Source organism: Mucilaginibacter phenanthrenivorans, from assembly GCF_024721155.1.
Lineage (GTDB): Bacteria > Bacteroidota > Bacteroidia > Sphingobacteriales > Sphingobacteriaceae > Mucilaginibacter > Mucilaginibacter phenanthrenivorans.
This window is the reverse complement of record NZ_JAHVAP010000004.1, coordinates 48475-61581: the sequence shown is the minus strand read 5'-3', so window position 1 is coordinate 61581 and position 13107 is coordinate 48475. Positions and strand designations below refer to the sequence as shown.

Below are 13107 nucleotides of genomic sequence, written 5' to 3'. Positions count from 1 at the left end.
TCTATCTTCGCTTATATGTCACCGGCAGAAGCTAAAAACCGAATTGAATCCCTTTCATCAGAATTAAAGCAGCATAGTTATAACTACTATGTGCTGGCAATGCCTACCATTGCCGATTTTGATTTCGATAAGAAATTGGAAGAGTTGATCGCTCTTGAAAAGCAGTTCCCTGAATTTGAAGATCCTGATTCTCCGTCACAAAAGGTGGGCGGAGATCTTACCAAAGATTTTGTAAACGTAAGGCACCGCTGGCCCATGCTGTCGTTAGGCAATACTTATAACGAGCAGGAACTGCTTGATTTCGACCAGCGTATCCGCAAAGCCATAGGCGACAACTTTGAGTATGTATGTGAGCTTAAGTTCGATGGCTTGTCTATGAGCCTCACTTATGAAAACGGGGCGCTAGTGCGTGCTGTTACGCGGGGAGACGGCATCCAGGGCGATGATGTTACCACCAACGTGCGCACCATTAATACGATACCCAAGCGACTTAAGGGCGGCGACTACCCGGATCAGTTTGAGATCCGTGGCGAAGTGTTTATGCACCTGAAGGCGTTTGAGCGATTGAACAATGAACGAATTGAAGCCGGAGAAGTGCCTTATGCCAATCCGCGTAATTTTGCATCGGGGACAATAAAAATGCAGGATTCGGCCGAAGTAGCCAAACGCCCGCTGGATTGCTTCCTGTACTTCCTGTATACAGAAAAACTTTTATTCAGAACCCACTGGGAAAGCCTGCAGGCGGTAAAAAGCTGGGGCTTCCATACCAACGAACACAGCAAGCTGTGCGGCAACATTGAGGAGGTTTTTAGCTTCATTAGTTATTGGGACAAAAAACGCTTTGATTTAAGCTACGACATCGACGGCATAGTTATCAAGGTAAACAGCTACGCCCAACAGCAGGAACTAGGCTTTACCGCCAAATCGCCACGCTGGGCCATTGCGTATAAATACAAAGCAGAACAGGTACAAACTGAGCTATTGGCAGTCACCTACCAGGTTGGTCGTACCGGAGCGGTTACACCTGTTGCCAATTTAAAGCCGGTACAGCTTGCTGGGACCACGGTTAAACGCGCAACGCTGCATAATGCCGATGAAATTGAAAAGCGCCTTAAACTGCATGAACACGACTGGGTGTTTGTTGAGAAAGGAGGGGAGATCATCCCGAAGATCATTAGTGTAAATTTGGATAAGCGGGATCCGTCGACCAAACCAATACATTATATAACTCACTGCCCTGAATGTGGTACGCTGCTGATCCGCAAGGAAGGTGAAGCTGCCTCCTACTGCCCTAACGATGAAGGTTGTCGCCCGCAGATCGTAGGAAAAATGCAACATTTCATAAGTCGAAAGGCAATGAACATTGATGGCCTTGGCGACGAAACCATCGAAACGCTTTACCAAAATAAATTTATTAGCCATATTAGTGATATTTATGGACTATCGGTTTACAGTGATGAACTGAAAAAGATGGGCAGATTTGGTGAGAAATCCATCAACAACATGCTGGATGGGATTGAAAAATCAAAAGAGATGCCTTTTGAAAAGGTCCTTTTTGGTTTGGGGATAAGATATGTTGGCGAAACAGTAGCAAGAAAGCTCGCCGCTCATTTTAAAAATATCGACAACCTGGCTGCTGCCTCGTTTGAAGAATTGATAACCGCCGAGGAAATAGGCGAACGCATTGCATTAAGCATCATCGATTATTTTAGTGATCAAAATCATAGAGACGAGATCCAAAAATTAAAGGATTATGGTTTGCAATTTGTAACCGTAGAGAAGGAAGTAAACCTTGCCAGCGAAAAGCTCAGCGGCCAAACCTTTATTATATCCGGTGTTTTTGAAAAATTCTCAAGGGATGAGTTAAAGGATATTATCGAACAAAACGGGGGTAAAATAGTGAGCAGCATATCGGCCAAGCTTAACTACCTGGTAGCAGGAGATAACATGGGTCCCGCCAAATTGGAGAAGGCGCAAAAGCTGAATATTCCTATAATAACTGACGCTGAATTGTTCGAAATGATCGGCTAAATATTCCCGCGTTCTGTTAATTTAACTTTAAGTTACTGTTTTCATTCATAAGTATATTTAAATAATAATATCCGTCATTTTAATACGAAAAATTTTCTGAGTGTCACTAAAAACTATATATTAGTGGCTTCATATGGCGGGCAATCCTTGCCTGCCTATTGTGATAAGGTTTAGGTTAAAGCCTCCAAGCAGCGAGTGTGCGGAGGCTTTATTTTTTTACACTTATTGCAATATTTCAGGGTATTTCTCTCTCTTATATCACTTTAATACCCGCCAATTTCCCTTTAACAATAATTAACAAAATAGCCCGTTCAGGTTGTTTAAATTTGATTGACCTTAGCATCAAAGCCTTTTACATGAAATTCACACTACTCTCCACTCTGTTTATTTTAATAAGTTTCAATATATTTTCTCAAACAGTTACCATAAGCGGCAAGATCACAGATGAACAAAACAAAGCAATTCCCTTTGCAAGTATCTACATAAAGAACACCACTAAGGGCACCTCTGCGAACAGTGAAGGCGAATACGGGTTGCAGCTAAAACCCGGCACTTATGATGTACAGTACAAGGCGGTTGGCTACAGGCAGCAAAGCAGAAAAATCGAATTGAACAAAAACCAGTCGATAAACGTGGTTTTACAAACAGAGACCTACCAGCTTGGCGATGTTGTGGTTAAGGCAGGCGGCGAAGATCCTGCTTATGCAATTATCCGCAAGGCAATAAAAAACCGTAAAAAACACCTTAACGAGGTTGACGCCTACAGCTGTGAAGTTTATATAAAAGGCCTGCAAAAACTACTTGCGGCGCCGAAACACTTTTTGGGTATTGACGTACAGAAGGCAACCCGCGAAATGGGCCTCGATTCAAACCGCAGGGGAATCGTTTACCTGTCCGAATCAGAATCAAAATACAGCTTTATGCGGCCGAATAAGGTGCATGAAGAGATGATCTCGTCAAAAGTATCGGGTAGCAACCAGGCATTCAGTTATAACCGGGCCTCAGATATCCAGGTGAATTTTTATGAGAATATCCAGAATTGGGGCGGATTAAGCTTACGTCCGCTTATTTCACCAATTGCCGACAACGCCCTGTTTTATTACAACTATAAATATGTAGGCTTTACTACAGAAAATGGCGAAACTGTCGACAAGATAAAGGTGATCCCCAAACGCGGCTACGACGCCTGTTTCCAGGGGTATATCTACATTTTAGAGGACAGCTGGCGGATGTATGGCTATGATTTTTTTATCACCAAAAAACAGAACATCAACTTTGTTGATACGCTGAAGGTAAGTGAGCAGTTTTTACCGGTAAGCCAGCAGGTTTGGATGCCATCGTCAGTTAAATTTGAGTTTACCGGCGGCTTGCTGGGCTTTAAAATTGGCGGATATTTTATTTCGGTTTATAAAGATTATGAGCTTGAACCTAAATTGAATAAAAAAGACTTTTCCGAGGTGCTCAGGGTTACCAAAGAAAGCAACAAAAAAGATTCGGCCTATTGGGAAAATGAAAGGCCGATCCCGCTAACCGATGAGGAAAAAACGGACTATACCAAAAAGGCTATACTGGCTAAAAAGCGGGAATCGAAGGAATATCTCGACTCATTGGATAAGGTAAATAACAAATTTAGCCTTGTCGATCTCACCTATAAAAACTACCGTCATGTTAACCGTTATGATCATGAGTATTACAACCTGGATGCTATTTTACCGTCAATAGGTTTTAATACGATACAGGGTTTTAATTTAAATTATGGCGCATCATTCAGCAAACAAATCGACAGCTCGACCAATAAGTATTTGGTTGTCGGAGCAAAGGCAGGATATGGCTTCTCTGATAAAAAGTTAACCGGTACTCTTTATGCGGGCATCCCATCCGGCAATTACAACCTGGGTTTTAGCGCAGGGTCTGAAATTACTGATCTTAACAACCGCCAGCCAATATCTTCGCTGGTGAACACGTTTTACAGTTTATTTGAAAAACAGAACTACGAAAAACTTTACCAAAAACAATATTTATCGGCATCGGCAAGCAGGCGCATAACCGGTGGATGGATGGCCAGTGGGATTGTTGAATGGGCCGACAGGAAATCGCTCGCAAACTCGTCATCATTCAGCTTCTTTAACCCTGGCGACAGGGATTATACCTCAAACAATCCATTTACGCCGAACCTGGAAACACCGTTGTTTGCGGATAACCAATCGTTCAAGATCGGCTTAAGAACCACTTATGATTTTAGTGACAAGTACGAAACCTACCCTACCGGCAAACGGTATTTGCCATCAAAATACCCTACTATCGGCATTAGCTATACCAAAGGTGTAAAAAGCATTTTTGGATCGGATGTAGATTATGATCTATTGAGCGCCGATGTTTCCAAGTCGAACATAAGCGCCGGCGTACTGGGGCAAACTTCATTCTTCATCGGAGCGGGTAAGTTCCTGAATAATAAAAGTCTTTTCTATCCCGATTACAAACAATTTTCCGGCAACCAGATCTTGTTGTCCCAAACCGGCATCAACAGTTTCTTATTACTGAATTACTATACCTACAGTACCAAGACTGAATACATCGAAGGGCATTTTGAGCAAAATTTCTCCGGCTTTATCCTCAATAAGATCCCGCTGATCAGGAAATTAAAATTGCAGGAGATCCTTGATATCAATTACCTCTCAACGCCCGAAATAAAAAACTACACCGAACTTGGCGTTGGCATACAATACCTTAATTTCAGGCTGATGTATGGCAAATCGTTTAATAGCGGCAGTAATACCAATTCGGCCATAAGGTTAGGGGTGAGTTTTTAGTGGTTCATGACCGGAAGGTCGATGGTTGTTGGGTTATAGCTGAAAACTATTCGGGCCGATATTGTATAGCTGAATGCAGCTGCCATGATCTATGAACCATCAACTATGAACTTACCCGCACAAAAAAACCATGAACCATCAACCATGAACTATGAACTATTGCTATCTTAGCACCCTTTAATAACTAACATGAACAGATTTTACGGAACCGGGGTGGCTATAATCACCCCCTTTCAGGCAGACGGACAGGTTGATTATGAGGCTTTAGGAAAGCTCATCAACTATTTAATTGACGGAGGTGTGGAATACATCGTTTCATTGGGTACAACCGGTGAAAGCGCCACCCTGAGCAGTGATGAACGAAAGCAGATCTGGAAATATACTTCAAAAGCGGTTAATGGTCGTGTAGGCCTGGTTGCAGGCTTAGGCGGCAATAACACCCTTGAACTTGTTGAGCAAATCAAGGCATTTGATGCCACAGGTTATGATGCTATACTATCGGCAAGCCCGCATTACAATAAGCCTACACAGGAGGGCATTTATCAGCATTACAAAGCCATTGCCGCGGTAACACCGCTGCCAATTATTTTGTACAACGTACCAAGCCGTACGGGCAGCAATATAAGCGCAGAAACTACTGTAAGGCTGGCTAAGGATTTTAAAAACATCATCGGCATTAAGGAGGCTTCGGGTAATTTCGACCAGCTGAACCAGATAGCAAGGGATAAACCGGAAGACTTTTTATTGATCTCTGGCGATGATCCAATCAGCCTGCCAATGATCGCTTTAGGTGGTGTTGGCGTGATTTCGGTAGTTGGCAATGCTTTGCCAAGGCAAATGTCAGATATGATCAGAACCGGCCTTGCCGGCGATTTTAAATCGGCCCTAAAACCACATTTGGATTTAATTGATTTTACTCGCCTAATGTTTGTTGAAGGCAGCCCGGCCGGTGTTAAAACCGCGCTGAAGCATTTAGGCATTTGTGGCGACACATTGCGTTTGCCATTGGTGCAGGTTAGCGAAAACATTGCAGCGAAGATAATAGCGGAGACTAAGAGAATAACCCAATAATCCCCCCTTGTCATTGCGAGGAGGAACGACGAAGCAACCTCGTCGCCGTGCATATTCGCTCTGCTTGCGACGAGGTTGCCACGCTACGCTCGCAATGACATATTTATTAAAAAGCTTAAAAGTAAAAAGCCCGCTTCGAATTTATCGAAACGGGCTTTTTAATAAAGTAAAGAATTATATTCTATTACCTAGGCCTTGTTTTTCGCCTCCTGTACTTCAAGGCGGATAGCCTGGGCTAAATTTTTAAGGTCTTGCATACCTTTTCTTACACGGGTGCCAGCTGCGCTGTTGCCTTTAGTGTAGAATTTGTCAGCATCTGCTTCCAAAGATGCTACCAGTTCTTTTACTTCAGTAAATTTTTTCATTTCAGTTACTCCTTTTGTTAAATATTGAGGTTTATTGTTTTATGAAGCTAATCTAAAATGTTTTTTCTTAATTAAAAACTTTTGAGAAGAAAAATAATGCCTCTAAAGTGGTTTAATTAAACTTTTTCAACCTAAAACATTCGTTATCGAAGTATTTAATACTATTGAAAAAATATTAAATACGTAATAATAACACGTTTTATAAGCGATCTATTTTACACTATTTTAATGTAATGTTCACAATTATTGAAAACAAGAAAACGTTTAGCCAAAAAACCATTCAATATTTCAATTTCAGCTGCTACTAAAATATTACCGTTAAAATTTATTGTGTTGTTTTTACAGCAATTCCGGGTAATATTTATGTACTTTAATTATTAATTCACCGAATAAAGTATTCGCCCAGGCAAACCATTTGCGGGTAAAATCAGCAGGGTTATCCTTGTTGAATGATTCATGCATAAAGCCTGTATCCGCATGGGTAGTTTTAAGCCAGTTGATGCATTTTGCTATCTCAGCCTTGTCGGTTGAGGTTAGCGCCCGCATGATAATACTCATCGGCCAGATATAATTCAAACCTACGTGCGGCCCGCCAATGCCTTCAGCAGCCTTGCCCTTAAAGAAGTAGGGGTTTGATGAACTTAATATCATCTTGCGGGTATTTATATAAAGCGGATCATGTTCCGAAAGGGCATTCAGATAAGGCAGTGCCAGCAGGCTTGGCACATTGCTATCGTCCATAAATAGCTGATTGCCAAAACCGTCAACCTCATAAGCTAATACCTTGCCGTAAACCGGGTGCTGGGCGGTGGCATATTTTTGCAGCGCATGAGCAACTTCTGCAGCCAAAGCTTTACATTCAATTGCCATAGCCGAATTATTGGCAATTTTCTGGTACATCTCTGCCATTTGGTATAAGCTCACTACTGCAAAGTAATTAGACGGCACCAGGAACGGATAAATGGTAGCATCATCGCTTGGACGGAAGATAGAACAAATCAAACCAACAGGTTTAACCGGGTTTCCGTAACCACTTAACGGTGCGGTATCGGTCGACACCTCAGTTTTACGCTGGAAATGGTAAGGCCCCTTGCTGGTTTTACGTTGCTGCTCCTTAAACGTGGCAACAATTGTTTTGCCTGCCTTTTGCCAATTCTCATCAAAAAAACTGCTGTCGCCGCTAATCTTCCAATAGTTGAAGGCTAGTCTTACCGGGTAACAAAGTGAATCTATTTCCCATTTACGCTCATGCAGCTCAGGCTTCATGTCAGTACGGTCGCTATCCCACTCGCTGCCGGTTGCACCCTCGTTAAACGCGTTTGCATACGGATCTACCTGGATATAATTAGCCTGCCGGTTAAGCACACCTTTTATTAAGTTCTTTAATTCCGGATCATTCTTTATCAAGGGCAGGTACGGCCAAACCTGTGCGGATGAATCGCGCATCCACATGGCGTTGATGTCGCCGGTGATTACAAAAGTATCCGGGCGACCGCCCTTCTCGGAATATTTTACCGTAGTATCCAAAGTGTTTGGATAGCAGTTTTCAAACAGCCATGCCAGCTCCGGATCCTTAATGGTGGCCTTTACACTTTTTATAGTTGACTCAACAGCCTTGCTGGTGAATTTGCGTTCACTTAATTTAGGGCGAAGGCTTTCATACTGTTTAAGCTTTGCAGTAAACCAGGCGGGTTTTAAGCCTAAGCCAATACCAGCAGTAGTTACGCCATTTATTTTGATAAAATTTCTCCGGGATAGCATAGGGTTTTCAATTGGTAAGCGGTAAAAATAAAAAAGCCTTTCGGAATCCGAAAGGCTAATTGATATTTATATAAACTATGTCATTTTTGTTACTGCACACTATTTAAGCCATTTGTCATTCTGAGCATAGCGAAGAATCTTATCGAATTGCTGGGTCTGCGGTATACCTATCCTGCGTTCATGCCTTGCGCTGAAGATTCTTCGCTCTCGCTACCCATGACAAGTTATACATCTTAGGGGTGGGGTGTCACACTGAGGCACTCGAAGTGCGACGTGCGCAGAGGCCAATCCGCGTGCTAAGCATGGTGCAGAGGCCTTTGCCCACATGCTTCGAGTGCCTCAGCATGACATCCCTTTCTTGTCATTTGACCTTCGCAATCCAGCGGATTTTACAACTCAGAATGACAAAATAACTGTCGCCAACACGTTGGATGACTTTACGCTACCACTAATTTATTCTCTTTGTAATATCCGGCTTTCAACTTTTCAGCCATTTCGCTGTAAGCATCCAGCGTACGCTGAACATCTTCCAGGCTATGTGATGCAGTTGGGATCAGCCTTAACAAGATCAGTCCTTTAGGGATCACCGGGTAAATAACTATCGAACAGAAAATGCCGTAATTCTCGCGCAGGTCGCGGGTTAGGGCGGTTGCTTCATACAGGTCGCCTTCCAGTATTACCGGGGTAACCATAGTGTTTGTAACACCCAAATTAAAGCCGCGTTCCCTTAATCCCTTCTGTAGGGTATTGGAGATCTCCCAAAGCTTTTCGCGCAATTCTGGTTGAGATTTTAACAACTCAAAACGTTTCTTCAAACCGATCACCATTGGCATTGGCAATGCCTTGGCGAAGATCTGTGAGCGCATGTTATAACGCAGGTAATCAACGATCTCTTTGTTGGCAGCTACAAATGCGCCTATCCCCGCCATTGATTTGGCAAACGTCCCGAAGTAAACATCAACCCCATCAACACAATCCTGCTCTTCGTGCGTACCGGCACCTGTTTTGCCCATGGTACCGAAACCGTGTGCATCGTCAACTAAAATGCGGAAATCGTATTTCTTTTTCAGGTCGATGATCTCCTTCAGCTTACCCTGTGCTCCCGACATACCGAAAACACCTTCGGTTATCAGCAGGATGCCACCACCGGTTTGTTCGGCAAGCTTAGTAGCACGTTCCAGCTGTTTTTCGCAGCTTTCAATATCATTATGCTGGTAAACGTAGCGCTTACCCATGTGCATCCTTAATCCGTCTATAATACAAGCGTGCGATTCTGCATCGTACACGATCACGTCATTCCTGTCAACCAGCGTGTCTATAATCGATACCATTCCCTGGTAACCGTAGTTCAATAAAAACGCGTCTTCCTTACCTACAAAGGTGCCAAGAGCAGCTTCCAGTTCTTCATGGTGGATAGAGTTACCCGACATCATACGCGCACCCATTGGGTAAGCCATGCCATAATCAGCAGCTGCCTGTGCATCAGCTTTTCTAACTTCAGGGTGATTAGCCAATCCCAGGTAATTATTCAAACTCCAAACCAAATGCTCTTTTCCATTGAACATCATGTGCGGGCCAATTTCACCTTCCAGTTTTGGATAAGAAAAATATCCGTGCGACCATTTTTGATGCTGTCCAAGCGGACCGCCCATGTTTTTTGAGATCTTGTTAAATATGTCCAAACCGCTACGTTTTTATTGTGTAGATAAAAATACAAATATAGCCCTTAAAACGTGCAGAAACAATCATTATTACTTTTTATAATAGGCTATAATGCTAGAGATTAGAGTTTGGTTAATTAGAGATTAGTTCCTGGCAGCGGGGTTTGGGAGGATTAGCAATAGGAGATAAATTTTGAAAACAACCCTGAAGCTGTTTTCAAAATAAAAGCCCTGCAAAATTTGCAAGGCCTTTTATATAAATACAATTAGGAATTTGTTTCTTAAACTTACCTATCCGGCGCAAAAGAACTAACCTCTGATCTCTAACCTCTAATTAACTAATCGACATTATCATGCAGGAACGAGTTATTGTTCTTAATCTCGATATTGCCTTCGCTGTCAGGCAATAATGAGAAGCGGGAAACATGGCTCTCATCGCTCGCAGGAGTTTGCTGTAAGGCAATTTCCTTGCGTTTGTAGGCCGGCACACTTTCCATCTCCTGGATGTTGCCGCTGCGCAGCTTCATGCTCAGGTCCTTAAGCCTCATGATGCGCTCACGCGATTTACGCAACTGCTCTTCAATCGACTCATTGGTTTTGTTATCATCAGCACCAACAACAATTTCCGGCTCCTTTTCAGGTTCAGGAAGTTTTTCTTCCTTAGGCTGCATAAAATTGGTTGCAGGTTCACTTATTTTAAAGGTCATTTCCGGCACGTCAGATTCCTCTTCTTCAGCAACCGGCTCTTCCCGTGCAGAAAGATCATATCTTACAACCTGTGGCTCTTCTGCGCGCGGGGCGGCAAAAAGGTCGAACAAGCCTGTTTGCTTAGGCTCTTCCTTCATTTTCATATAAGGCTCAGCAACAGCATCAGCTTTTACCGGGGTAATAAACTCATTTACCGGTTTAGCCTTTGGTGCGGGTTCAGGCATCAGCATCGAAACTACTTTCTTGGTGCTTTGCTCCTTCTCACGCTCATCCTTGGTTTGGAAACCGGTAGCGATAATGGTAACTGAGATCTTTTCACCTAAATTCTCGTCGATGCAATTACCCCAGATCAGGTCGGCAGCCAAACCGGCTTCTTCCTGTATGTAGTCAGTAATTACGCTCACTTCATCCATGGTTACTTCCTTCACACCCGAGCTGATGTTCAGCAGGATATAACGTGCACCTTCAATCTCGTTATCCTTTAACAACGGAGATGCCAATGCACCTTCCACAGCCTTAGATGCGCGGTTTTCACCATCGGCAGACGAGCTGCCCATGATACATACACCGCTATCTTTCATCACAGTGCGTACATCCTTAAAATCGACGTTTATGTAGCCTGGCAGCGTAATAATTTCGGCAATGCCTTTTGCGGCAGTTGTTAAAATATTATCGGCCTGTGCAAATGCAGAACCTAAAGTTAGGTTTCCGAAAATCTGGCGTAACCTGTCGTTACTAATCACCAGAAAGGAATCTACATTCTTTTTCAGCTCTTCCATACCGGCATCGGCCTGTAACTTACGGCGCTTGCCTTCAAAAGCAAACGGGGTAGTTATGATCCCAACGGTAAGGATATCCATTTCGCGGGCAGCCTTTGCTATAATAGGGCTTGCCCCTGTACCGGTACCGCCACCCATACCTGCTGTTATAAACAGCATTTTGGTGTTGGAGCCAAGCATTTGTTTTATATCATCAATATTTTCTATAGCCGAATTTTTACCAACTTCGGGTATGGAACCAGCGCCCATTCCTTCAGTAAGGCTCGCACCCAATTGTACCTTGTTGGGGATGGGGCTTAACTCCAATGCCTGCGCATCAGTGTTACATATAATAAAGTCCACACCGGTAATTCCCTGCCTGTACATGTGGTTAACTGCGTTACCCCCTCCGCCGCCAACACCAATTACTTTGATGATAGACGACTTTTCTTTTAACATCTCAAACTGCATAATCCTTATATTGAGTTATATGTGATTGACGAATAATCAGATTTCTCTATTGTAATATTAAAACTTTTTCAACAACACTTATCCACAATTGTCAATATGTGGAAAGATAGCGCCGATGTGGAAAGTTTACTTTAAAAAATCCTCATCATTAATGTCGTCCTTAATAAAACGCTTACCACTTTCCAATAATTTTCCTAATAAACCAAACTTTCTATCCTCGGTGTAACGTGGCTTCACATCCTTTTTCTCCTCAGCTACCGGCACGTAATCGTTATACTCCATCTTCTGGATCCCCTTTATCAACAGGCCTATACCAGTAGCGAAAGTCGGGCTTTGTAATTCCTCATAAACATTCTTCGGCAACATTTCATTCTTAGCCAAATGCTCATTAGGGTAACCTACGCGGCAATCCAAACCTGTAACATATTCAACCAGTTGGGCCAGGTGTTTAAGCTGCGCGCCGCCGCCTGTGATTACTATCCCTGCTATCAGCTTTTTCTCGTATCCCGATGACTTAATCTCGTAGTAAACATGCTCCACTATCTCTTCCATACGGGCCTGGATCACGAAAGCCAGATTCTTTACCGAGATCTCCTTCGGCTCGCGGCCACGTAAGCCGGGAACACAAACAATCTCGTTTTCTTTATTTTCTTCAGCCAAAGCCGATCCGAACCTTACCTTCAGCTGCTCCGCAATGTTGCGCATTACTGAACAACCCTCGCGGATATCTTCAGTTACACTGTTACCGCCGAATGGGATAACCGCTGTATGACGGATAATACCCTCGTGGAAGATAGCAACATCTGTAGTACCACCGCCGATATCAACCAAAACAACACCAGCTTCCTTCTCCTCGTCGCTCAATACAGATTCCGACGAAGCCAAGGGCTCCAGTGTAAGTTCTTCGCTTTGCAGACCTGCCTTGTTAACACACTTTACTATATTTTTTATAGCAGTAACCTGGCCCGAGATGATATGGAAGTTGGCTTCAAGCCTTACGCCTGCCATACCGATCGGGTCCTTTATACCCGGCTCATTATCAACTGTAAATTCCTGTGGCAATACATGAATGATCTCTTCACCCGGAGGCATTACCAAGTTATACATATCTTCAACCAACTTGTCAATATCCTTACGGGAGATCTCGTTCGACATATCGCGGCGGGTAATTAATCCGCGGTGTTGCAAGCTCTTAATATGCTGACCTGCAATGCCTACGTTCACTACTTTGATTTCCACGTTCGATTGTGTACCTGCTACATCAACAGCAATACTTATCCCCTGCACAGTTTTATCAATGTTTGAAACCATCCCGCGCGTAACTCCTGCAGATTCGGCCTTGCCAATACCCAACACTTCAATTTTGCCGTTCTTGCTCCTACGCCCAACAATGGCACAGATCTTTGTAGTACCTATGTCCAATCCCACTACTATTGGTGAGGTTTTTTCTTGAGTTGAAGTTTTGTCCATA

The 13107-nt window shown here is 43.3% G+C and carries 8 protein-coding genes; 3 read left to right on the top strand and 5 right to left on the bottom strand.

Features of this window, described 5'->3' with window-relative positions; genetic code table 11:
* Positions 1–15: 15 nt before the first annotated feature.
* The 3 genes from ligA (at position 16) to dapA (ending at position 5912) form a co-directional block, all read left to right on the top strand.
* Complete coding sequence (ligA, locus tag KXD93_RS09910) at positions 16–2031, top strand: NAD-dependent DNA ligase LigA (protein WP_258136929.1); 2016 nt, start codon at positions 16–18, stop codon at positions 2029–2031.
* Positions 2032–2387: 356 nt separating this feature from the next.
* Positions 2388–4841 (top strand): DUF5686 and carboxypeptidase regulatory-like domain-containing protein, encoded by a 2454-nt coding sequence (locus KXD93_RS09905; protein WP_258136928.1) that lies wholly within the window; start codon positions 2388–2390, stop codon positions 4839–4841.
* A 189-nt stretch (positions 4842–5030) separates the two neighbouring features.
* Entirely contained in the window at positions 5031–5912 is an 882-nt protein-coding gene (gene dapA, locus KXD93_RS09900) for a 4-hydroxy-tetrahydrodipicolinate synthase (protein ID WP_258136927.1), read from the top strand.
* Positions 5913–6100: 188 nt separating this feature from the next.
* On the opposite strand, the gene KXD93_RS09895 is transcribed toward dapA, so the two are convergent.
* From KXD93_RS09895 to ftsA, 5 genes are all read right to left on the bottom strand, one after another.
* Positions 6101–6277, bottom strand: coding sequence for a BF3379 family histone-like protein (locus tag KXD93_RS09895; protein WP_258136926.1), 177 nt, complete (start codon positions 6275–6277; stop codon positions 6101–6103).
* Positions 6278–6616: 339 nt separating this feature from the next.
* The gene (locus KXD93_RS09890; protein ID WP_258136925.1) at positions 6617–8038 is read right to left on the bottom strand and encodes a glycoside hydrolase family 125 protein; all 1422 of its coding nucleotides are present in this window, start codon (positions 8036–8038) and stop codon (positions 6617–6619) included.
* Between the two features lie 437 nt (positions 8039–8475).
* The gene (locus tag KXD93_RS09885; RefSeq protein ID WP_258136924.1) at positions 8476–9720 is read right to left on the bottom strand and encodes an aminotransferase class I/II-fold pyridoxal phosphate-dependent enzyme; all 1245 of its coding nucleotides are present in this window, start codon (positions 9718–9720) and stop codon (positions 8476–8478) included.
* A 317-nt stretch (positions 9721–10037) separates the two neighbouring features.
* Positions 10038–11636 carry a cell division protein FtsZ gene (gene ftsZ / locus KXD93_RS09880; protein ID WP_258136923.1) on the bottom strand — a complete coding sequence of 533 codons (1599 nt, stop codon included), beginning with the start codon at positions 11634–11636 and terminating at the stop codon, positions 10038–10040.
* 126 nt (positions 11637–11762) lie between these two features.
* Complete coding sequence (ftsA, locus tag KXD93_RS09875; RefSeq protein WP_258136922.1) at positions 11763–13106, bottom strand: cell division protein FtsA; 1344 nt, start codon at positions 13104–13106, stop codon at positions 11763–11765.
* Position 13107 lies beyond the last annotated feature (1 nt).

What these genes read in the sequence shown, in the direction of transcription:
- ligA (WP_258136929.1), top strand. Translation starts at nt 16, where the DNA reads ATGTCACCGGCAGAAGCTAAAAACCGAATTGAATCCCTTTCATCAGAA.
- KXD93_RS09905 (WP_258136928.1), top strand. Translation starts at nt 2,388, where the DNA reads ATGAAATTCACACTACTCTCCACTCTGTTTATTTTAATAAGTTTCAAT.
- dapA (WP_258136927.1), top strand. Translation starts at nt 5,031, where the DNA reads ATGAACAGATTTTACGGAACCGGGGTGGCTATAATCACCCCCTTTCAG.
- KXD93_RS09895 (WP_258136926.1), bottom strand. Translation starts at nt 6,277, where the DNA reads ATGAAAAAATTTACTGAAGTAAAAGAACTGGTAGCATCTTTGGAAGCA.
- KXD93_RS09890 (WP_258136925.1), bottom strand. Translation starts at nt 8,038, where the DNA reads ATGCTATCCCGGAGAAATTTTATCAAAATAAATGGCGTAACTACTGCT.
- ftsZ (WP_258136923.1), bottom strand. Translation starts at nt 11,636, where the DNA reads ATGCAGTTTGAGATGTTAAAAGAAAAGTCGTCTATCATCAAAGTAATT.
- ftsA (WP_258136922.1), bottom strand. Translation starts at nt 13,106, where the DNA reads ATGGACAAAACTTCAACTCAAGAAAAAACCTCACCAATAGTAGTGGGA.